17 protein-coding genes are annotated in these 21296 nt (G+C 71.4%); 9 read left to right on the top strand and 8 right to left on the bottom strand.

All coding sequences use genetic code 11. The features are described from left to right. Window positions 1-56 precede the first annotated feature (56 nt). On the top strand, window positions 57-203 hold the full coding sequence (locus ABD213_RS02120) for a hypothetical protein (protein WP_344323713.1): 147 nt from the start codon (window positions 57-59) through the stop codon (window positions 201-203). A 100-nt stretch (window positions 204-303) separates the two neighbouring features. Here the strand turns inward: ABD213_RS02120 and ABD213_RS02115 are convergent, their stop codons facing one another. Continuing rightward, window positions 304-1389: a glycosyltransferase family 4 protein gene (locus ABD213_RS02115; protein WP_344323710.1), complete on the bottom strand. Its 1086-nt coding sequence runs from the start codon at window positions 1387-1389 to the stop codon at window positions 304-306. Between the two features lie 134 nt (window positions 1390-1523). Here ABD213_RS02115 and ABD213_RS02110 point away from each other — a divergent pair, with 134 nt between their 5' ends. Next, window positions 1524-2258 (top strand): class I SAM-dependent methyltransferase, encoded by a 735-nt coding sequence (locus ABD213_RS02110; RefSeq protein WP_344323708.1) that lies wholly within the window; start codon window positions 1524-1526, stop codon window positions 2256-2258. After that, window positions 2255-6313, top strand: a complete 4059-nt coding sequence (locus ABD213_RS02105; RefSeq protein WP_344323706.1) for an alpha-(1->3)-arabinofuranosyltransferase domain-containing protein — start codon at window positions 2255-2257, stop codon at window positions 6311-6313. The genes ABD213_RS02110 and ABD213_RS02105 overlap by 4 nt, the downstream gene beginning before the upstream one ends. Here ABD213_RS02105 and ABD213_RS02100 read toward each other — a convergent pair. Together ABD213_RS02100 and ABD213_RS02095 are read right to left on the bottom strand one after the other, a co-directional pair. Further along, window positions 6208-7389 carry an acyltransferase family protein gene (locus ABD213_RS02100; RefSeq protein ID WP_344323704.1) on the bottom strand — a complete coding sequence of 394 codons (1182 nt, stop codon included), beginning with the start codon at window positions 7387-7389 and terminating at the stop codon, window positions 6208-6210. The genes ABD213_RS02105 and ABD213_RS02100 overlap by 106 nt on opposite strands. 26 nt (window positions 7390-7415) lie before the next feature. Continuing rightward, on the bottom strand, window positions 7416-9242 hold the full coding sequence (locus ABD213_RS02095; protein ID WP_344323702.1) for a hypothetical protein: 1827 nt from the start codon (window positions 9240-9242) through the stop codon (window positions 7416-7418). A 139-nt stretch (window positions 9243-9381) separates the two neighbouring features. On the opposite strand from ABD213_RS02095, the gene pgfA reads away from it, so the two are divergent. From pgfA to rpsA, 3 genes are all read left to right on the top strand, one after another. Further along, complete coding sequence (gene pgfA / locus ABD213_RS02090) at window positions 9382-10350, top strand: cell envelope lipid trafficking protein PgfA (protein ID WP_344323699.1); 969 nt, start codon at window positions 9382-9384, stop codon at window positions 10348-10350. A 95-nt stretch (window positions 10351-10445) separates the two neighbouring features. After that, on the top strand, window positions 10446-11711 hold the full coding sequence (locus ABD213_RS02085; RefSeq protein ID WP_344323697.1) for a M18 family aminopeptidase: 1266 nt from the start codon (window positions 10446-10448) through the stop codon (window positions 11709-11711). A gap of 212 nt (window positions 11712-11923) precedes the next feature. Next, window positions 11924-13393 (top strand): 30S ribosomal protein S1, encoded by a 1470-nt coding sequence (rpsA, locus tag ABD213_RS02080; RefSeq protein WP_344323695.1) that lies wholly within the window; start codon window positions 11924-11926, stop codon window positions 13391-13393. Window positions 13394-13458: 65 nt separating this feature from the next. Here the strand turns inward: rpsA and ABD213_RS02075 are convergent, their stop codons facing one another. Further along, on the bottom strand, window positions 13459-13608 hold the full coding sequence (locus tag ABD213_RS02075; protein WP_344323693.1) for a hypothetical protein: 150 nt from the start codon (window positions 13606-13608) through the stop codon (window positions 13459-13461). Between the two features lie 93 nt (window positions 13609-13701). Between ABD213_RS02075 and ABD213_RS02070 the strand changes: the two genes are divergently transcribed. Continuing rightward, the gene (locus tag ABD213_RS02070) at window positions 13702-14658 is read left to right on the top strand and encodes a GlxA family transcriptional regulator (RefSeq protein ID WP_344323691.1); all 957 of its coding nucleotides are present in this window, start codon (window positions 13702-13704) and stop codon (window positions 14656-14658) included. A gap of 195 nt (window positions 14659-14853) precedes the next feature. Here ABD213_RS02070 and ABD213_RS02065 read toward each other — a convergent pair whose 3' ends face one another. Further along, window positions 14854-16161 (bottom strand): class I adenylate-forming enzyme family protein, encoded by a 1308-nt coding sequence (locus ABD213_RS02065; protein WP_344323689.1) that lies wholly within the window; start codon window positions 16159-16161, stop codon window positions 14854-14856. Window positions 16162-16304: 143 nt separating this feature from the next. Between ABD213_RS02065 and ABD213_RS02060 the strand changes: the two genes are divergently transcribed. Together ABD213_RS02060 and coaE are read left to right on the top strand one after the other, a co-directional pair. Further along, a complete protein-coding gene (locus ABD213_RS02060; RefSeq protein WP_344323687.1) occupies window positions 16305-17213 on the top strand; it encodes an SH3 domain-containing protein in 909 nt (302 codons plus the stop codon). Window position 17214: 1 nt separating this feature from the next. Further along, on the top strand, window positions 17215-17814 hold the full coding sequence (gene coaE / locus ABD213_RS02055) for a dephospho-CoA kinase (protein ID WP_344323685.1): 600 nt from the start codon (window positions 17215-17217) through the stop codon (window positions 17812-17814). Window positions 17815-17892: 78 nt separating this feature from the next. Here coaE and ABD213_RS02050 read toward each other — a convergent pair whose 3' ends face one another. The 3 genes from ABD213_RS02050 to ABD213_RS02040 all read right to left on the bottom strand — a co-directional run bounded on the left by ABD213_RS02050 (window position 17893) and on the right by ABD213_RS02040 (window position 21269). After that, complete coding sequence (locus ABD213_RS02050; protein ID WP_344323683.1) at window positions 17893-18834, bottom strand: sigma-70 family RNA polymerase sigma factor; 942 nt, start codon at window positions 18832-18834, stop codon at window positions 17893-17895. A 116-nt stretch (window positions 18835-18950) separates the two neighbouring features. Then, complete coding sequence (locus ABD213_RS02045) at window positions 18951-19895, bottom strand: hypothetical protein (protein WP_344323681.1); 945 nt, start codon at window positions 19893-19895, stop codon at window positions 18951-18953. A gap of 111 nt (window positions 19896-20006) precedes the next feature. Beyond that, window positions 20007-21269 carry a geranylgeranyl reductase family protein gene (locus ABD213_RS02040; protein WP_344323679.1) on the bottom strand — a complete coding sequence of 421 codons (1263 nt, stop codon included), beginning with the start codon at window positions 21267-21269 and terminating at the stop codon, window positions 20007-20009. Between the last annotated feature and the right edge of the window lie 27 nt (window positions 21270-21296).

Here is a 21296-nt window from a genome sequence, read left to right as displayed (position 1 = left end):
TCGTCACGACCCTGCGGACTGATATCCTGGTGCCTTCTGGAGGGAAGGGAATCAACGTGGGAACTTTGACAGGCGGAGTGGTCGCCTTCGTCGTGGGCGTCTGCCTTGCCGGCGCCACGGCCTTCGGCGTCGTGCAGTCCCAGCAGAGCACCGGGTCCGAGGTCGTCGAGACCACGACGGTGAACTACGGGACGAACGGCTAGGACCACCAGCTCGACTCGAGAGCAAGCCCGTCACCGATGGTGGCGGGCTTCTTCTCGAGCGGCCGGGTCGGCGTGCGGTTCGCCGTGACGATGCGTCTGCTCAGGCGTCGAGCACGGACGCGAACTGCGACACCGTCTCGTCCCACGAGTAGGACTGCGACTTCCGCAGGGCGCCCTCGCCCAGGTGTGCGCGCCACTCCGGGTCGTCGAGCAGGTCCTGCGTGGCCCTCGTCAGCTCCTCGGGCGTGTGCACCAGGAGCCCGGAGCTCTTGTGGTCGATGGACTCGGTGGTCCCGCCGGCGGACTCGTAGGCGACGGTGGGCACGCGATGGCTCCCGGCCTCGCCGATGACGATGCCCCATCCCTCCTTCAGCGACGGCAGGAGCATCACGGAGGCCTGCGCGAGCAGGCGGTGCTTGACGTCGTCCGGGACGAAGCCGTGGAAGGTGACGGCGCCTGAGACGCCGGCCTCGGCGGCGTAGCTGCGCAGCTGCGGTTCCCACCAGCCGTCGCCGATGATGTCGAGGTGCGTGTCCGGATGTGTCGCCCGCACCGAGGCCAGCGCGTCGATCGCGTGCTCGACCTGCTTGTGCGGCACGAGGCGTCCCAGCACCACGAGGCGTTGCCCACCGTCCACCTCGAAGCGACCGGACGGCGCCGGGTCGTTGCCGTTGTGGACGACGGAGATGCGATCGGGTGCGATGCCCAGCTCGACGAGCTCGCTCCTCGTGGCGGCGGACACCGCGACGTAGCGACTGCGACGGTAGAGCCGTGGTGCGACACGGCTCTCGATCCACCACCCGATGCGTCCGATGAGCCCGGGGTAGACGACGGGCCACTGCTCGCGGTGGACGTGGTGCACCAGGACCACCACGGGACGGCGCGTTGCGAGCCGGGTGAAGAACGGCAGACCGTTCTGCACGTCGACGACGAGGTCGACCGGGCCGTAGCGACCCAGCAGCAGACGCCCGAAGGTGCGCAGGTAGATGTCCATCTTGGAGCCGCGGCGCACGAACCGGACCCCGTCGTGGACCTCCTCGCGCAGTGCGTTCGCGTGCTCGGCGCAGGCGATGGTGACCTGGTGGCCGCGGCGGGCCAGCCCCGCCGCGACGGTCTCGACATAGCGTTCGGACCCCCCGCCCTCGGGGTTGCGGGTGTCTCGCCAGTTGCAGAAGAGAATGTGCACGATCGATCCGGCGCCGGCCGGTCCTCCCTCTCGGGCCGCGGCCGCCCGAGTCCCTCAACTCGGCAGCGTCAGTGATGGTGCGGCGTCCCCATCCTAGCGCCGACCGTGGTCCCGGTCTGGAGTATCGTTCGCTGGTGCCGCTCGCCCCCTTCCGTCCGACACTGGCGCGATCGTGGCGGCTGTTCTCGGCCTTCCGCGTCGAGCAGTCCGATCCGGATCGCTTCTACGGACTTCTGGCGGCCGACTCCGCGGGGCAGGTCGCCACCTATGCGCGACTCGACGGTGCCTGGGTGCTCGACGTCGGCGGTGGACCCGGGTACTTCGCGGCGGCGTTCCGCGAACGGGGTGCCAGGTACACGGCACTCGACGCCGACGCCGGCGAGCTGTCCGGACGAGGCGTCCCCGAACCGGGGACCGTCATGGGGAGCGGGATGGACCTCCCGTTCGCCGACGGCAGCTTCGACGTCACATACTCCTCCAACGTCCTGGAGCACGTCCCGGACCCGTGGCGGATGGCCGACGAGATGGTTCGCGTCACCCGGCCGGGCGGAATCGTGTTCCTCTCCTACACGCTGTGGTGGGGACCGTGGGGCGGCCACGAGACGGCACCGTGGCACTACCTCGGGGGTCACCGGGCGGCTCGACGGTACGAGCGCACCCACGGGCGCAGGCCCAAGAACGTCTTCGGGGAGTCACTCTTCGCCGTCTCGGCTGCCTCAGGACTGGCCTGGGCGCGCAGCACCGCGGATGCCGACGTCGTCGCCGTCCTGCCCCGCTACCTCCCTCGTTGGGCGTGGTGGGTGCTGCGCGTGCCCGTCCTCCGGGAGGTGGTGACGTGGAACCTGGCGATCGTCCTGCGACGTCGGTGACCGTGTCGACCTCCCCGGGCGCGGTGCAGCCCGTCGGCCTGATCACTCCGTGGCGAGCACGCCTGCTCGCGTGGTCGCTGGCGCTGGTGGCGTTGGCCTTCGCGCAGGCGCCGGGACGCACCGTCCCCGACACCAAGCTCGACCTGGTCGTCGCGCCGGGGGAGTTCCTGCTCAGGGCGTTGGACCTCTGGGACCCAGCCGGCGCATTCGGACAGGTGCAGAACCAGGCGTACGGCTACCTGTTCCCGATGGGTCCCTTCTTCCTCCTGGGGTCCGTGCTCGAGCTGCCCCCATGGGTCGTCCAGAGGCTCTGGTGGAGCCTCGTGCTCGTCGTGGCCTTCCTCGGGGTGGTGAAGCTGCTCGGCGCTCTCGACATCGGTTCGCCCTGGGCACGAATCCTCGCCGGCCTGGCCTTCTCGCTCTCCCCGCGGATGCTCACAGTGCTGGGTCCGTCCTCGATCGAGGTGTGGCCCTCCGCGATCGCGCCCTGGGTCCTCGTCCCGCTCGTTCTCGCCGTCCGCCGTCCCGACGGCGACCCCCGCCGGTGGGCTGCACTCAGCGCCCTCGCGGTCGCGTGCGTCGGTGGCGTGAACGCCGCCGCCACGTTCGCCGTGGTGCCGATGGCGGCCTGGTGGATCTGGGTGGCACCGGCGGGCCGACGCCGCAGGTCCTTGTTGTTCTGGTGGCCCCCACTCGTCCTGCTCGGGACGATGTGGTGGTTGCTGCCCCTGCTGCTGCTCGGACGGGTGAGTCCTCCGTTCCTCGACTACATCGAGTCGATCTCCAACACCTCTTTCGCCGCCACGTCTGCGGACGCCCTGCGTGGCACCACGAACTGGGTCGCGTACGTCGACCCCGGGTCGCCGGCCGGTGGTGCGCTGCTCACCGACCCCGTCGTCATACTGAACGGCGCCATCGTCGTCGCTCTGGGCGTTTTCGGTCTCGCGACGAGGGACCTCCCGTACCGACGCTTCCTCGTGCCGTCGGTGCTGGTCGGTCTGGCCCTGGTGACCGCCGGTCACGTCGGTGCGACGAGCGGTTGGCAGGTCGAAGCGGTGCGGAGCCTGCTCGACGGGGTCCTGTCGCCCTTGAGGAACACCCACAAGTTCGACGTCCTGGTCCGTCTGCCGCTCGTGATCGGCCTGTGCCACGCCGTGACCCGGCTGGGCGGGAGCCATGACCGAACGGCGCCCGGCGATCGCACACGGTCGCTGGGCGTGCGCGTGCTCGTCGTAGCTGCGCTCGTCGGTGCCACCTCGCCGGCCTGGACCGGTCAGCTCGCGCCCCGCGGCTCCTTCGACGAGATCCCCGGCCACTGGGTGGACACTGCGTCGTGGCTCGAGGACAACTCCCGCGGCACCACGTTGGTGACGCCCGCCGCGACGTTCGCGCGGTACTCGTGGGGCAGGACCAACGACGAGCCGCTCCAGGCGCTCATGCGGCAGCCGTGGGCGGTGCGCAACGTCATCCCCCTCGCCCCCGGCTCGAACATCGAGATGCTCGACACCGTGTCGTCGACCCTGGCCGGCGGGGAGGGATCGGTCGCGTTCCGGGACGCCCTGCGGCGCAGCGGCATCGGGACGATCGTGCTGCGACACGACCTCGATCGTGGCCAGCTCGACACGGCCTCCCCGGAGACGGTTCGTGCGACGCTCCTGTCGACGCCCGGTGTCCGCCTCGCGGCGCGGTTCGGACCGGAGGTCGGCGGCGGCCCCACCCTGGTCAACGACGAGGGCCGGCAGATCTTCGTCGACGCCGGCCGCCAGTCCCCGCGTCCGGCCGTCGAGATCTTCGAGGTGGCGGGCATCGCGTCGCAGCGGACCGTCGAGGACGCCGCCGAGGTCGGGGTGCTCGTCGGGGACGCCGGCTCGCAGCTCAGGCTGGGCGAGCTGGTGCCCTCCGGTGGGGCGTCGAGCATCATGGGGCCGGACGTCGAGGGGTCACGCCCCTCGGCGCCGTGGACGCTCACCGACGGGAACCGACGGCGCGAGGTCGCCTTCGGAGCCGTATACCGTAACCGATCGGGCTCGCTGACGGAGTCCGAGCCGTTCCGGGCTGATCGTCGCGTCCACCGCTACGACCAGGACAGGATCGAGCCGTGGTCGACCGTGCCCGTGCTGGACGGCGCCGCAGGGATCGGAGCCTCCTCCTCGCAGTCGGACGTGGGGGCGAGGCCTCGACTCGACCCGAGCGCAGGACCGTGGGCCGCCTTCGACGACGACCCGAGCACGGCGTGGCGACCGAACCTGCTCCAGGGCCCCGAGGCATGGCTGGAGCTCGACCTCGGTCGACGGATCGACCTCGGCATGCTCACGATCGTCCTCGACCTTCCTCGGGGCGAGACGCGTGAGATCACGGTGGTCACCGAGGACGGACCCCGGCCGGTGACGGCGCAGGGCGACCTTCCCGTGACGCTCCCGGTCGGCTCGGTGGACCGCGTGCGCATCGAGGGTCGGCGGTCCGCCGAGCGTGAGCTGGCCATCAGGGACGTCTCGGCCGACGGGCTCAGGGTCTCGCGGCCGCTGCGGCTGCCGACGGCGCCGGAAGCCTGGCCCGCACCGGTCAGAATCCTGGTCCAGGCGGCCGGCGGCGAGAACCCCGGGTGCCTGGAGCTCGACGGCACCCGCCGGTGCTCGGACACCTTCGTCGAGCGCAGCGAGGACGGTGTGCGTCTCGACCGACTGGTGCCGGTCCCGAGGACGGCTGCCTACGAACCGACCATGAGGGTCGCCGCTCGTGCCGGCCAGGGTCTCGACGAGATCCTGCAGCGCGGCCGCGTCGCATCGGTGGAGGCCAGCTCGCAGCACACGAGGTCGCCTCTCGCCGGTCCGCTGGCTGCCGTTGACGGCTCGCGGTCGACGGCGTGGGCCGCCGACCCCGACGACCCGTCGCCCACGATCACGGTGCGTTGGCTCGACGAGCGCCAGATCGAGGAAATCCGGCTGGTCACCGCGGCGGACCTGCCCGTGTCACCGCCGACAGCCGTTCGACTGCGCTTCTCCGACGGGACGTCCATCGACGAGGTCCCCGTGAGGAACGGACGGGTGGAGTTCGAGCCCGTGACGACCGACTCCGTCGAGATCGAGCTGAGGACGAGTCGCCCTCGCGTCTCGATCGACTTCGCGACCGACCTGACGACGCTGCCGCTGGGCCTCGGCGAGCTCGCCATCGACGGCGTCGGCGGGTTCGCGAGGCTCGACGAGGACCGTCCCGTCGTCCTCGAGTGCGGTGACGGGCCCCGGTTGGTCGTCGGTGGCCGGACCATGGACTTCTCGGTCGAGACGACGGTGTCCGCGTTGGCGACGGGGCGTCCGGTGCCGGCGCAGCCCTGCGCCACCGAGGCGATGCGTGTCGCGGCACCCGAGACCCGGGTCCTGGCCGAGGGGACCGACGCGGTCACGCCGAGCGACGTGCTGCTCGCCCGTCCTGTGCAGTCAGCGGACGCCGCCGTGGTCGTCCGCACCGGATCCAACGCCAACGACGGTTGGCGCGCCACGGAGGCGTCCAGGGCGGAGCCGGTCGTGCTGGACGGCTGGCAACGCGGCTGGCGCGTCGCGGACGAAGGGGCCGCCGAGTCGCTGGAGGAGTACTTCGCTCCTCAGGGTCCCTACAGGACGTCGATGGTGCTCGGGGTCCTCGCCTTCGTGGTCCTCCTGCTGGTCGCGCTCCTGCCGTCGAGACACGTCGCTCCTGCGCCGGCGGACCACCGTGGTGACCGACGCGCTGGACCGGTCGTCGCCCTGACGGCCGTCGTCGTCTCCCTCGTCGTGGCGGGAGCCGTCGCAGCGATCGCCCTCGTCGTCGGTGGGCTGCTCGCGTTGCTCGCCGCCCGACGCCGCCCCGGCGCCGATGCCCTGGCGGCGGCGTCGGCCGCCGGCGCGGCGCTGCTGACGTACGCGATCTCGCCGTGGGGCGGGTTCGACCCGTGGGCGGGCAGCTCGATCGTTCCTCAGCTGCTGGTGTGGGTAGCGCTCGGCGCCGTCGCGGCGGCCGGTGTGCCGGTCGGGTCGGCGGGACGACCGAGCCGCTGGAAAGGTCGTTCGACCAGTCGGTAGGTGATCTCGGAGACGACGAGGCTGATGCCGAGCACGATCGCCAAGATCATCAGGAGGTTCTCGTCGAAGATCGTCAGGTCGGTCCACTGGAAGAGGACCGCGAGCACGATCACGTGGCAGCAGAAGAGGCTGTAGGAGATCGCTCCGAGGTGACGCAGGGCGGGTGAGGCCATGACCCGCGCGTAGGTGCTGCGCGGATCACCGAAGACGCTCGGGAGGACCAGCAGCACGGCGACGACGACGTAGAACACGGCTCGCACGACGGACTCGCTCGGGGTGCGCGCCACCAAGCCCGGAGCGCCCCCGATGGGGGTGCTGGCCACCACGAGCACGGCGCCGGCCATCATCCAGCACGCTCCCGGGGCGGCGGCGAGGTTCTCGCACCATCGCACGGGTCGCGTGCTCTCCGGTCCCCGCGGCACCCGCCGGTCGGCCTCGACCACGGCGAGCGCCATCCCAGCGGCGAACCAGCCGAGGAAGCCGGGCAGCGCGAGGCCGACCCATGGTCCCCACGACGCCAACGGACCTGCCGCGGCCCAGCTCCAGACCCACGAGACCGCCGTCAGCGTTGCCAGCAGGGCCAGGCGGCGGGCGGTGGTGGCGACCCGCCGAGAGGTCAGGACCAGCGCCAGGAACGGGAGGGCCAGGTAGAACATGACCTCGGTGGACAGGCTCCACATCTGCGACAGGCCCTCGGGGTACTCGCCGCTGGTGAACATCGAGACGAGCAGGAGGTTGTCGCGCCAGGTCGCGGCGTCGGCGCCGGCGTTCACCTCGACGAGCAGCAGCGCCGCCACGACGGTCACCCAGTACATGGGCAGGACGCGGACGGCACGCTTGCGCAGGTAGGAGCGTGTCGACGGTGCCCGACGTCCCAGGCGGTCGGCCACGATCCACGGCGACGTCAGCAGGAAGCCCGAGAGCACGAAGAAGATCGCGACACCGACCTCGAGCCGCTGCGCCACGGCGCCGAGCAGTCCGGCGTCGTAGAACCCGCACCAGAACGCGACGTGGGTGACCAGCACGGCCAGGGCGGCCAGGCCGCGCAGGGTGTCCAGACCGGGCAGGCGGTGCATGGGAGCCGGAGCCGGGATCGGCGCGATCACGGCACGGCCGCCGGTTCCCCGGCGCTCACGGCGTCCACGCACATGGTCAGGCCCGGAGTGATCATCTCGATGGTGAGGTAGGAGTACGCTCCGTCGCCGTTGACGAACCAGGTGTGCGGACCTTGGAGCACGTCGATCGGGAACGGCTCGCGATCGTCGAAGGTGACGACGGCGGCACCCCGGCCGCCGGCGGCGTAGTTGATCGCCGTCCAGGGGAAGACCGGCAGGGGGTCCCGGTCGATCTCGATGGTGATCGGTTCGTCGGCAACCAGCCAGCCGCAGTCCTCGTCGGGTCCGTCCGTGGCTCGGCTCCCGAGCCGGATGCCGGCCGGCCGGGATGACCCCTGGTCGTCGAGGACGCGCAGGTCGTTGCCGCTGAGTCGTGCGTCCACGGCGTCACCATACGGCGCGAGAAGCTGGGAGGGCAGGTTCCGCGGGAAGTGGATCGGGAGCTGCACCAGTGGGGGGACCTCGAGGTCGGCGATCGGCCCGGGGGTGGAGGTCAGGGACGAACCAGCGGTGGTCACGAAGGACCGAGCCGGGAAGCCGGCGTGCCACGGGAGCGTGTAGCTCACGATGCTGATGACGCAGCTGACGGTGAAGGCGACCGCGCCCGCGGCGACGAGCCGACCGCGCACGGTCCGCAGCAGCACCGCCGCTCTCGGCTCCGCGGCTCGCCGCGGAGCCGATGGTTCCATCGTCACCAGAGCGAGGACGAGGACGAGGACGACCAGGACGTCGGGGTAGTAGCGCGTGTTCAACGCGGCCCCGGTGCCGAGCTGCAGGGCCCGCCCGAAGGCGATCGCGACGAGGGTCGCAGCGAGCTGGACCACGAGGATGGCCGCCGCGACGCGCCGGCGGCGTCCACCGCGCACGACCCACCAACCGACCGCCACCGCAAGCCCGAGGGTCGCGGCGGCGCCGACGGCGGTCGGCGCGCCAGGGGTGGAGATGGGGTCGGCGATCACGTCCCAGGTCCACGGCCCGCCGAGCAACGACGGGCCGATGGTGCCGGTGAGCATGGTCCACAAGACGGTGAGGACTTCTGTCTCGGCGTCCGCATCCAGCGGAGCGGGCGTCGTCCGGCGGTACAGCACGAGGTACCCGACGCCCAACAGAGCCGGCAGTGCGACGACCGGCCAGTGGTGCCGCAGGACGCGCAGGGGAAGCGACCACGCCGATCCCGGCGGCGTGAGGAGGAAGACCACGAGGAGACCCACCGGAAGAGCCACGAGCGCTCCGCGCGGCCCACTCGCGACGGCGAGCCCGAAGGCGCCGAGGGCGAGCAGGGCCCACCGCCAACGTCGAGACCTCGACCACTGCACCATCGCGGTCACGAGCACGAAGAAGGCGGTCTGTGCGGGAAGTCCGTTGAGCGCTGCCGCCCACCACAGGGAGGTGTCGATGGCCATCGGGCAGAACGCGAGGAGGACGAGGGGCGGGACCAGCAGCCAGCGTTCGCCGAAGACGGTGCGCAGCATCCACCACCCGCTGAGGAGCACGCCTGCCTGCATGACCACCAGACTGAGCGCCGCGGCCCACCAGCCGAAGGGGTCGGCCGTCGTCACGAGCCACGCGAGCGCCATCCCGAGCGGCATCAGCTGGCTGTCGTTGGGCGTGAGCAGCATCTCGAGGGTGAAGCCCTGCTCCCGCGCGGTCTGGGTCAGGAGGAAGTCGTCGGAGTAGAACCATCCACCCGCGGCGGCCCACGTCCGCCACGCGAGCCCGCCGAGCCCCACGAGGAGGGCGACGAGTCGGATCTCGTCGACGGCGGACCGGTCGACAGGGGCGGCCACGGTGCGCTCCTGGAGGTCTGTCGTCACCCCAGAATGATGCCAGTCACGGTGGTCACGGCGCCGCCCGGAACGGTCCTTCGCCAAAGCGCCGACGTGACCCCTACCAACTGGTAGCGTGTCGCCGATCACTTCGGCGGAGGGAGCCCTCGTGGGAAAGAAACTGGGAATGGTCGCGCTCGTCCTGGGCGCATTTCTGGTGGTGCTTGCTGCACTCAGCAAGTTCTACATGTACGACCGGCTCGCCGTCGCGCCTGCCAACAACGTCACGACGAGCATCTCGCAGACTGCTCCGGGTGAGGATGCGGAGTACCTCGACGTCGGCGCCGAGGGCGGCCCCACCGTCGTGAACGGTCCGCTCAGGTCGACGCGCATCGTCGAGGGTGACGTCGAGCTGTCCGAGCAGGCCGACGAGGAGATCGACGGCGACGTCGTCGTCTGGCGCACCTTCACCTGCACCGACACGCCCGACTTCGACTGCGGCAGCGGTGAGACGCCCCTGTCCAGCACGTCCGACGTCGTCGCGTTCGACCCCAAGACGGGCGAGACCGTCAGCTGGCGCGGCACGTCGAACGAGACCGGTGGCAGCCGCGTCCGTGGCGCGTTCCAGGGCCTGTACTTCAAGTTCCCGTTCGACACGCAGAAGCAGGACTACGAGTTCTGGGACGGCACGCTGCGCACGGCGACGACCGCGGAGTACAAGGGCGAGACCGAGGTCAACGGCCTCGACGTGTACGAGTTCGAGCAGGTCATCGAGCCCACCCGCGTCGGCACGTCGACGGTGCCGGGCGACCTGATCGGCGAGGACCGCCCGAGCGTGGTCGCCGACCGCATCTACTCGAACACGCGCACCTTCCTGGTCGAGCCGGTCACCGGCGTCATCATCGTCGGCGGCGAGTCGCAGGACTCGTGGCTGGAGCTGGACGGGGAGCGCAAGCTCACCACCACCAAGGCGACGCTCGGCTACACCGACGAGTACATCCAGGAGACGGTCGACGAGTACTCGGGCACGGCCACGCTGCTCAAGGCCGTCCGGACGACCTTCCCGATCGTCGGCGGCCTCGTCGGGCTGCTGCTGATCGTGCTCGGCGTGGTCGCCTTGGCCCGCGGCCGGCGCGAGGGGGACCACGCCGCCTGAGGCGCGGTCCACGACCCGCGGCGCGTCATCCCCTCGGGGTGGCGCGCCGTCGTCGTGCACGGGGCCATGGGCAGACACCTCGCTAGGGTGATCGCATGAGCGCTGTGCACCCGATGGCCGACCGGATGATCGAGTTCATCGACGCCTCGCCGTCGTCGTTCCATGCGTGCGACACCGCCGCTCGGGCGCTGGAGTCCGCGGGATGGACACGGGTAGAGGAGCGCGACGCGTGGCCTACCGAACCCGGGCGGCACTTCGTCGTGCGCGGAGGGTCGCTCGTCGCGTGGAGCACCGGCGACGACGACGCACCGCACACGCCGTTCCGCGTGGTGGGCGCCCACACCGACAGCCCCAATCTGCGCCTCAAGCAGCACCACGACCGCACCCACGACGGCACCGACGTCGTCGCCCTCGAGCCGTACGGCGGCGTGCTGCTCACCACCTGGCTCGACCGCGACCTCGGGGTCGCCGGCCGCATCGTGCTGCGCGACGGCACCGAGCGGCTCGTGCACGTCGACGAGCCCGTCCTGCGGGTGCCGAACCTCGCCATCCACCTCGACCGCGACCAGGCCGCCGCGAAACCCGACCGCCAGCGCCACCTCGACGCCGTCTGGGGGCGAGGCGGCGGCCGGTTCCTCGACTGGGTGGGGGAGCGTGCCGGGTTCGCCGCCGACGACGTCCTCGGCCACGAGCTCATGGCGTGCCCCACGCAGCCCGCCGCCCGCGTGGGTGCCGACGACGCCCTCGTCGCCGCACCCCGTCTCGACAACCAGGCCACGTGCTCCGCCGGCCTGCAGGCCCTGCTCGACGCGCCTGCCGCGGCGGGCGTGCGCCCGGTCCTGGCGATGTTCGACCACGAGGAGATCGGCAGCACGTCGGAGCGCGGCGCCCAGTCCGACCTGCTCGCCACCGTCCTCGAGCGCATCGTCACCGGTGCCGGCGGCAGCCGCGACGACTACCACCGCGCGATCGCCGGATCCGTCTGCGCCTCCGGCGACATGGCCCATGCCACGCACCCCAACCACGTCGACAAGCACGAGCCGCTGCACCGCATCACCCTCGGCGGCGGCCCGGTGCTCAAGATCAACCAGAACCTCCGCTACGCGACCGAGCCGGTCGGCACCGCCGCGTTCGCCCTCGCGTGCGAGCAGGCCGGCGTGCCGCTGCAGCGCTACGTCCACCGCGCCGACCTGCCGTGCGGCTCCACCATCGGCCCCCTGAGCGCCGCCCGCACGGGCATGCTCACGGTCGACGTGGGCGCCCCGCAGCTGGCCATGCACTCGATCCGCGAGACGATGGCCGCCGCCGACGTCGAGCACTACGTGGCGGCGCTCGGCGCGTTCCTCGCCCCCCGGGGCTGAGTCGCGGCCGGCGGGCCAGGTCCCGGGTTCCGCCGCACGGGTGCTGTCGCGTACGCTATGAGGTGCGCTGGTGGCCTGCGCGTTCCTCGGACAGAGCAGGGCCGTGCACGCGCGCGATCGACGTCCGCCCTCGGGGCGGCCTCCTCACGTGCTGTTCCAAGGGACTCCAGCCGACCGTCCACTCCATCCATATCCATCGGAGCCCACTCCCTATGACATCAGGTATCGCAACTCCTTCTGCGGCCCCGCAGGTTGCGGTCAACGACATCGGCAGCGAAGAGGACTTCCTCGCCGCCATCGACTCGACCATCAAGTACTTCAACGACGGCGACATCGTCGACGGATCCATCGTCAAGGTGGATCGTGACGAGGTCCTCCTCGACATCGGCTACAAGACCGAGGGCGTCATCCCCTCGCGCGAGCTGAGCATCAAGCACGACGTCGACCCCAACGAGGTCGTCAGCGTCGGCGACAAGGTCGAGGCCCTCGTCCTCCAGAAGGAGGACAAGGAAGGCCGTCTGATCCTGTCCAAGAAGCGCGCACAGTACGAGCGCGCCTGGGGCGACATCGAGAAGATCAAGGACGAGGACGGCGTCGTCGAGGGCACCGTGATCGAGGTCGTCAAGGGCGGCCTCATCATGGACATCGGGCTCCGTGGCTTCCTGCCGGCCTCCCTGGTGGAGATGCGTCGCGTCCGCGACCTCGACCCCTACATCGGCCAGAAGATCGAGGCCAAGATCATCGAGCTCGACAAGAACCGCAACAACGTGGTCCTGTCGCGCCGTGCCTGGCTCGAGCAGACGCAGTCCGCGGTTCGCCAGAAGTTCCTCGACGAGCTCAAGAAGGGGCAGGTCCGCAAGGGCGTCATCTCCTCGATCGTCAACTTCGGTGCGTTCGTCGACCTCGGCGGCGTCGACGGACTCGTCCACGTCTCCGAGCTGTCCTGGAAGCACATCGACCACCCGAACGAGGTCGTCCAGGTCGGCGACGAGGTCACCGTCGAGGTCCTCGACGTCGACCTCGAGCGCGAGCGGGTCTCCCTGTCGCTCAAGGCGACGCAGGAGGATCCCTGGCAGCACTTCGCCCGCACCCACCAGATCGGTCAGATCGTCCCGGGCAAGGCCACCAAGCTGGTGCCGTTCGGTGCGTTCGTCCGTGTCGAGGAGGGCATCGAGGGTCTGGTGCACATCTCCGAGCTCGCCGAGCGTCACGTCGAGATCCCCGAGCAGGTCGTCCAGATCGGCGACTCGGTCATGGTCAAGATCATCGACATCGACCTCGAGCGTCGTCGCATCTCGCTGTCCCTCAAGCAGGCCAACGAGACCGCCGTCGCCGCTGCCGACGACTTCGACCCCACCCTGTACGGCATGACGTCGTCCTACGACGAGCAGGGCAACTACATCTACCCCGAGGGCTTCGACCCCGAGACGGGTGAGTGGCAGGAGGGCTACGACGAGGCCCGCGCCGCCTGGGAGAAGCAGTACGCCGAGGCGCACGAGCGCTGGGAGGCGCACAAGGCGCAGATCGAGGCGGCCGAGAAGGCCGACATCGAGGCCGGCGAGGCCGCCAACTACTCCAGCGGCGGCGACACCTCCTCCTCGGAGGCGCCGCAGCAGGAGGGTTCGCTCGCCTCCGACGAGGCGCTGCAGGCCCTGCGGGAGAAGCTCACCGGCGGGGAGTGATCCCTCGCTCGATCCGAGCATGACGACGCCCCCGGTCCGCCACGGACCGGGGGCGTCGTGCTGTCTCAGGGTCGGGTCGCGGTGTCGGGGGAGTGCTGGTCGTGGTCCTCGTGGCTGCGAGGGCCGGGGCGGCTGCCGAGGCCGTCCTTGACGACCGTGCTCGAGAGCACGATCACCGAGGCGATGACGGTGAAGAAGATGATGATGGAGAACATGGCAGTGATGCTCGTCTGCTGCAGATCCTGCCACGAGTGGCAGGCCTGACATGGTTCGTTGATTTACTGCCACCGACGTGCGATCCTGACGACATGAAGAAGGTGGCGGTCGTCGTCCAGGACGGCGCACACATGTTCGGTCTCGGTGCCATCTGCGAGGTGTGGGCCGAGCGGTACCACCACGACGATGACAACCCCGTCTTCGACTTCACCGTCTGCACGCCGTCGCCCGGGCGGGTCGCGGGATCGGCAGGCTTCGACCTGCACGTCGAGCACGGTCTCGACGCGGTCGCGGACGCCGACCTCGTCTGCATCGGTCCGAAGGACGACTTCCGTGACCACCACCCGGACGCCGTGGCGGCGGTCGCCGCCGCAGCCGAGCGCGGGGCGTACGTCTCGGCCCACTGCACGGGCGTCTGGATGCTGGGCCTCGCCGGCCTTCTCGACGGGCGGGAGTGCACGACGCACTGGCGCTACGGCGACCTCCTCCAGCGTGACTTCCCTGGAGCTACGGTGCGCCCGGAGGTGCTCTACGTGCTCGACGATCGCGTGCTGACCGGCGCCGGCTCCGCCGCGGGGATCGACGCGTCGCTGCACCTGATGCGCACGGTGTTCGGAGCCGGCGTCGCCGCCACCGCGGCCCGTCGGATCGTCATGCCGCCCCACCGTGACGGCGGGCAGGCTCAGTTCGTGCGGGCTCCGCTGGCCCCGATCGAGGCCGAGTCGCTCTCCCCGTTGCTCGCGTGGGCGATCGAGCACCTCGACGAGTCGCTCACCGTCGACCGGCTCGCCGCCCAGGCGCACATGTCACCTCGCACGTTCGCGCGACGGTTCCGCGACGAGACCGGCACCACCCCCTTGCGCTGGGTCATCACGCAGCGTGTCTCGCTCGCGTCGGAGCTCCTCGAGCACTCCGACCTGCCGATCGAGCGGGTCGCCGAGCGAGTCGGGTTCGGCAACGCCGCCACCTTGCGCCACCACTTCCACGCGACGCTCGGCACCACCCCGCAGGCGTACCGCCGGACGTTCGGGGTCGCCGCCGTCTCCTGACCGTCCCCGGGCGACGTCCCCGCGCCGGCTGGTCTCGATCGGGGTCGACCCGCGTCCGGGAAGGTTGCGCAGGCACCGATGGGCACTGACACCTCGATCGGTGCCATGGCAACCGTTCCGGGGTCGAGATGGTTGCGGTGGCACCGATCACCGTCGGCCCGCGCCGAAAGGGTTGCGCAGGCACCGATCAGGGGGTCACAGCTCGCCGCGACGCACCTTCCCGGTGGCCGTCCGTGGCAGGGCACCCACCCGCTCGTAGGTCTTGGGTCGCTTCGGGGGCGCGAGCCGCTCCTCGGCGCGCGAGCGCAGGGCGGCCTCGTCGACGTCCCCGACGTACGCGGCGCAGACCCGCTGACCCCAGCGGTCGTCCGGCCGGGCGAACACGGCGACCTCCTGCAGGCCGGCCACGTCCTCCAGGGCCGCCTCGACCTCGGCCGGGTAGACGTTCACCCCGCCGGAGATGATCAGGTCGCTGCGGCGGGAGTCGAGGAAGACCAGACCGTCCTCGACGCGGCCGAGGTCACCGACGGTGAAGGCGTCGGCGTCGCCGAGGCGTCGCCACGCGGCCGCGGTCTTGTCCGGGTCGCGCCAGTACGTGAAGCGGCCCCACAACGGCACGGTGCACCACAGCTGGCCGTCGTCGTCGACGTGGACCGTCCGGCCGGCGCGCGCGGGACCGACGGTCCCGGGGTGCTCGTGCCACGTGCGCGCCGGGCAGGCGGTGATCTGACCCTCGGTGGAACCGTAGAACTCCCACACGACGTCGAGTCCGAACTGCTCGTGGGTCCGTCGGCGCACCGGTTCCGGGCACGGGGCCCCCGCGTGGGCCAGCAGCCGCACGCTCGAGGAGTCGAACCGGCGGCCCGAGGCGTCCAGGTGCGCGAAGAGGCGTTGGAGGTGCGCCGGGACGCAGAACATCGTCGTGGGCCGCAGCGTCTCCACGGCATCGGCCCACGCCGCAGCGTCGAACCGGGACAGGACCGCGATCGAGCCGCCCGCGAGCAGCGTCCCGGCGGCGAACCGCAGCGGCGCGGAGTGGTAGACCGGCGAGACGACGAGGTCGAGGTCGTCCGCCGTGAAGCCCCACAGGACCCGCTCCTCGGTCACGAGCGCCTCGGCGTCGGTCTGCGACAGCAGTCCCGACCAGACGCCCTTGGGGCGCCCGGTCGTGCCGGAGGTGAAGTGCATGGGACGGCAGCGCGGCCACGGGGCGAGCTCGGCGGGCGGTCCCGCGAGCAACGCGTCCAGCGTCTCGACGTCCTCGACGACGAGGGCCGGATCGACGTCGCCGACGATCAGGTCGCGCTCGTGCGGCGTCAGGCGCGGGTCGAGCGGGACGGGCACGATGCCCACGCGCGTCGCGCCGAGGACGGCGCTGACGTAGTCGGCCGAGCCCGGCAGGCTGAGCACGACCCGGTCGCCCTCGACGAGCCCGCGCGCCAGGAGAGCGCCGGCGACACGGGACTGGTCGGCGGCGCTGCGCTCGGCGTCCAGGACCTGCATCGACGCCACCTTCCTGAGGTATCGCTCACACGTCGGCCGTCGTGAGCCCCGGAACGACGGGAACGGCCCACGGCGCGGCCAGGCACAGTATGCTTCACTCGGAGATCGGTCCTGTCCCCGCCCCGACCCGAAGGTGATCGTCTGTGGCTCCTGCCCAGCGCAAGCACGCCGTGCCGCGTCGTGCGGGTCTCTCCCGCGCCTCGACGCCGTCGGCCCCCGGTCGTCGCGTCCGTCGCGAGAGCGTCTCGCCCTGGCGTCGTCGCGCCGTCGTCATCGCCCTGCCGGTGGCGGGCGTCGCCACCGTCATCGGCTCGTCGGCCGCCGTCGTCATGAAGGACTCCCCGCCGCCGGCCCAGGTCGCGACCGTCGCGCCCGCCTCGGCCGACGACGTCATCGCCCGCGCCCTGGCCGAGCAGGCTGAGGAGGTCGAGGTCAGTCGCAGCGCCGAGCGGCCCGAGCTGCCGTCGCAGGCGCAGGTCGAGGTCGAGGTCACGGGCACGCTGCTCGCGCTCACCGACGGCGTCGCCATCCGCTCCGACGCCAACGGCGACGCCCAGGTCCTCGGCACGCTCGACAAGGGCGACCCCGTCGACGTCACGGGCCGCACTGAGGGCGGGTGGAGCGAGGTCGTCCACCAGGACCTGCCGCGGTGGGTCAAGACCAGCTCGATCGGCGAGAAGCTGCCGCTCGGCTCCGAGCCCTGCCCCTACGGCAGCGAGAACGGTTTGCAGCCGGACACCGTGAAGGTCCTCAGGGCCGTCTGTGCGGAGTTCCCCGAGGTCACGTCCTACGGGGGACTGGCCCCGCGCGGGGAGCACGCCACCGGCCAGGCGCTCGACATCATGGTGCGCGGCGAGCTCGGCGACCGCATCGCGGCGTTCCTGCAGGAGAACCGTGCCGCCCTCGGCATCGAGTACCTCATCTGGAAGCAGCAGATCTGGCGCCCGTCGACGTCGCCGGCGTGGCGTCCGATGGGCGACCGCGGCGGCGACACCGCCAACCACTTCGATCACGTGCACGTCACCACCTACGGCAACGCCGCCACGGGCTGACGTGCTGCGCGTCGGTCTCACAGGAGGCATCGGGTCGGGCAAGAGCACCGTCAGCGCTCGCCTGCGCGAGCACGGTGCGGTGGTGATCGACTACGACGTCCTGGCTCGTGAGGCCGTCGAGGTCGGGTCGCCTGCGCTCGCGCGGATACGCGAGCGGTTCGGCGACGACGTCATCGCCGACGACGGATCGCTCGACCGGCCCGCCCTCGGAGCGCTCGTCTTCTCCGACGACGCGGCCCGACGCGACCTCGAGGCCATCACGCACCCGGCGATCCGCGACCTCGCCCGTGCTCGTGAGGAGCAGGCCATCGGCGCGGACGTCGTGCTGCACGACCACCCCCTGCTCGTCGAGATGGGGATGGCCCAGGGGTGCGACGTCGTCGTGGTCGTCGACGTGCCGCCGGAGGTCCAGGTCGAGCGGCTGGTCCGCGACCGCGGCATGAGCGAGGACGAGGCACGCGCCCGCCTCGCCGCGCAGGCGGACCGCGACGACCGCCGGGCCGCCGCCGACGTCGTCCTCGACAACAGCGGCTCGGTGGCCGATCTCGAGTCAGCGGTCGACCGGTTGTGGTCCGACCTCCTCGCGCGCGTGCACGCCTGATCGGTCCCCAGACGGCGAGAGCCGCCCGGTCGGGGGTCCGGGCGGCTCTCGTGCGCGGCCCTCGCGGGCCGGCGGGTCTCAGGCGGCGAGGTCGGGGTCGGCGATGCGACGCAACGTCACGAGTGCCTGGCGCTCCAGCTGGCGCACCCGCTCGGCGGAGATGCCGTGCCGCTTGCCGATGTCGGCGAGCTTCTGCTGACGACCGTCGAGCAACCCGTAGCGCGCACGCACGATGTCCGCGTCGCGCGGCTCCAGGTGGTCGATCAGCGAGCTGATCAGGTGCTTGGTCTCGTCGTCGATGACGGCGAGGTCCGGCCCCGGGAGCGTCTCGCGTGCGATGAGGTCACCGAGGGAGGTGTCGCCGTCGTCGTCGACCGGGGTGTCGAGGCTCACGTGGTCGCGTCCCCACGACAGAAGGTCGATGACCCGGTCCACGTCCATGCCGAGCTCGAGGGCGATCTCGGCCGGATCGGGGTCGTAGCCGAGCTGGCGCTCCAGGGTGCGACGCGCGGCCGTGACCTGGTTGAGCTCCTCGACGACGTGCACCGGGAGACGAACGACCCGCGCCTGCTGAGCGATGCCGCGCGTGATCGCCTGCCGCACCCACCACGTGGCGTAGGTGGAGAACTTGAAGCCCTTGACGTAGTCGAACTTCTCGACAGCGCGGATCAGACCGGTGTTCCCCTCCTGCACGAGGTCGAGCATCGGCATCGCCGAGCGGCCGTACTTGCGGGCGATGGAGACGACGAGGCGCAGGTTGGCCTGGATGAAGGTCTGCACGGCTCGGTCGCCCTCGGCGGCGAGGAACTCCAGCTCCTCGCGTGTCGCGCGCTTGGGAGCTCCACCCTTGGCCCGTCCGATGCGACCCTCGGCCAGCAGGTGGCGGGCGTACAGTCCCGCCTCGATCGTCTTGGCGAGGTCGACCTCGCGCTCGGCGTCGAGCAGCGGCGTCCGCGCGATCTCGGCAAGGTACATGCCGACACTGTCCTTGCCCTCGATGCTCTCGTTGGAGTTGCTCATCGGGCCTCCCATCCCTTGGTCTCACCTGCTACAACGCCGACCCCGTGGACAGGATTCCGCTCTCAGGGTTTTCTCGGGTTGTCCGGCGAGAGGCGTGCGCGCGACCAGGCTGTCGGTCAGGCCGTGATCCGTCCTCCCGTCATGCTGCGGTACTGGTGGACGATGAACAGCTGGGCGATCGGGGCGGACACGATGACGCCCACGAAGCACAGCAGGACGCCCGCGCTGGCGACCAGTCCACCGAGCAGGACCGTGAGGATCGCCGGGCCGAGGTTGTCCTTGAACAACGTGAAGCTGGCCTTGATGGCGTCGACCGGTGCCAGACCCTTGTCGTAGAAGAACGCGAACGTGAAGGCCGCGCCCCAGGCGAAGACGATGCCGGGCAGGAAGCACAGCAGGTACCCGACCGCCGTCCCGAGGGCGAGCAGGATCGCGGTGACGAAGGTGCTGCCGCCACGCGGGAAGGTGAAGAGGTCGCCGACGGCGACCTCCTCTCCGTCGGCGATCTTCAACGACATGCGGACGAGGTTGGAGCCGACGCCCTGGATCACGATGAACAGGGCGAACAGGCCGATCGCGCTCACCAGGGTCGTGACGAAGAAGCCCGGGCCGGCGCTGAAGCCGGTGATCTCACCGGTGACGGGGTCGACGGAGATCTCGCTCCCGCCGCCGCCGACGATCGCCAGCAGGGGGAGGTAGACGATCAGGTAGGCCACGACGGCGAGGGCACCGATGATGAGGGTGCTGACGACCAGAGGGGCGGCGTTGGCCTGGAACTTCGCCCACGCCCAGCTGAACCCCGCGCCGATGTCGGGCTGGCCGCCCGGTCCCGTCGGCGTCCCCGGCGGCGGTGGGGGCGGCTGCGCGCCGGGAGGCGGGGCCCCGTACCCGCCCATCGGCGGCACACCACCGGGCGGGGGAGCGGCGCCACCGGTCGAGGGCGGCACGGCGTCCGGCGGGGGCGGCGGCAGCGGCGGACCCATCTCCGAGGGCGGCCGGCCCGGTGGCAGGTCGTCGGGACGGTTCTGGTCGTCGCCGGGAGGCGGATCCTGGTTGGTCATGGCGTCTCCAAGGAGGTGAGGCTGGACGGTTCCCCGCGCGACCAACCTAGTGGTCGCGGCGCCGCATGTTCCAGCACCGCCGATGAGCAATTCCTGCTCAGGAGAGGCGAGTCAGGACGTGAACGGAGGACGGTCGTCGAGCCGCACGGACTGCCGTCCCGCCCATCGCCAGAGCCGCGCCGTGGCGTCGCGGTCCTCCTCGGTGACGAGGTTGCCCATGAGGCGCAGCGCGATCGTCATCAGCCAGTGCGACCGCATGCCGAGCGGACCGAACCGGGGCAGCAGCCCCGGGACGGTGAGCAGACCGGCCAGTCGACGAGCGATGGAGAACGCCTCCCCGTAGTGGGAGACGAGCAGCTGCGGCCAGGCGACGTCGAGCGGGTTCTGGGTGGTCAGGAGCTCGGCGGCGAGTCGGCCCGTCTCGAGCCCGTAGTCGATGCCCTCGCCGTTCAGCGGGTTGACGCAGCCTGCGGCGTCGCCCACGAGCACCCAGTTGGGCCCGGCGACGCCGGAGACCGCCCCGCCCATGGGCAGCAGCGCCGACGTCGGCATGCGCAGCTCCGAGCCGAGGTCCCACTCGCTGCGACGCAGCTCGGCGTAGTACTGCATGAGGGGACGGATCTGCAGGTCCGCCGGCCGCTTGGCCGTGGCGAGGGCGCCGACGCCGAGGTTGATCTCGCTGCCCTCCAGCCCGGCGGTGCCGAGCGGGAAGATCCAGCCGTAGCCGGGCAGGAGCTCGCCCTGCTCGTCGCGCAGCTCCAGGTGCGACGAGATCCACGGGTCGTCGGCGCGCCCGGACTTGACGTAGCAGCGCCCGGCCACGCCGTAGGCCGTCTCCCGGTGCCACTCGCGACCCAGGACACGTCCGAGGGGCGAGCGGACGCCGTCGGCGACGACGAGACGGCGACAGGCGATGACGTGGTCGGTCCTGTCCGGCCCGACGCGGAACGTCACCGACGTGACGGCGCCGCGGGCGTCCCGCGAGACGTCGACGGCCCGGGCCGACTCCAGGCCCACGGCGCCCGACTCGAGGGCCGTGTCGCGGATGCGTGCGTCGAGCGTCGTGCGCGGCACGGCGGACCCGTGGTCCGGCAGCGAGCCACCCGGCCACGGCAGCAGCAGCTCCTGGCCGAACCCGGCGGCGCGCAGGCCCCGGTTGGTGCCGTGGCTGCGCGTCCAGTCACCGAGGCCCAGCCGGTCGAGCTCGGCGACCGCCCGCGGCGTCAGACCGTCGCCGCAGGTCTTGTCGCGCGGGAAGGTGGCGGCGTCGGCCAGCACGACGTCGAGACCGTGGCGAGCCGCCCAGGCGGCCGCTGCGGCACCGGCGGGCCCGGCGCCGACCACGAGGACGTCGGTGGTCGTCGGCAGGCTCATGCCTCGATTCTCCCACCTCGCCACGAA

It is taken from the genome of Aeromicrobium halocynthiae (genome assembly GCF_039531385.1).
Lineage (GTDB): Bacteria > Actinomycetota > Actinomycetes > Propionibacteriales > Nocardioidaceae > Aeromicrobium > Aeromicrobium halocynthiae.
This window is presented reverse-complemented; position numbering and strand designations above follow the sequence as displayed.

What these genes read in the sequence shown, in the direction of transcription:
- ABD213_RS02100 (WP_344323704.1), bottom strand. Translation starts at nt 7,389, where the DNA reads ATGCACCGCCTGCCCGGTCTGGACACCCTGCGCGGCCTGGCCGCCCTG.
- pgfA (WP_344323699.1), top strand. Translation starts at nt 9,382, where the DNA reads ATGGTCGCGCTCGTCCTGGGCGCATTTCTGGTGGTGCTTGCTGCACTC.
- ABD213_RS02085 (WP_344323697.1), top strand. Translation starts at nt 10,446, where the DNA reads ATGAGCGCTGTGCACCCGATGGCCGACCGGATGATCGAGTTCATCGAC.
- rpsA (WP_344323695.1), top strand. Translation starts at nt 11,924, where the DNA reads ATGACATCAGGTATCGCAACTCCTTCTGCGGCCCCGCAGGTTGCGGTC.
- ABD213_RS02075 (WP_344323693.1), bottom strand. Translation starts at nt 13,608, where the DNA reads ATGTTCTCCATCATCATCTTCTTCACCGTCATCGCCTCGGTGATCGTG.
- ABD213_RS02070 (WP_344323691.1), top strand. Translation starts at nt 13,702, where the DNA reads ATGAAGAAGGTGGCGGTCGTCGTCCAGGACGGCGCACACATGTTCGGT.
- ABD213_RS02065 (WP_344323689.1), bottom strand. Translation starts at nt 16,161, where the DNA reads ATGCAGGTCCTGGACGCCGAGCGCAGCGCCGCCGACCAGTCCCGTGTC.
- ABD213_RS02050 (WP_344323683.1), bottom strand. Translation starts at nt 18,834, where the DNA reads ATGAGCAACTCCAACGAGAGCATCGAGGGCAAGGACAGTGTCGGCATG.
- ABD213_RS02045 (WP_344323681.1), bottom strand. Translation starts at nt 19,895, where the DNA reads ATGACCAACCAGGATCCGCCTCCCGGCGACGACCAGAACCGTCCCGAC.
- ABD213_RS02040 (WP_344323679.1), bottom strand. Translation starts at nt 21,269, where the DNA reads ATGAGCCTGCCGACGACCACCGACGTCCTCGTGGTCGGCGCCGGGCCC.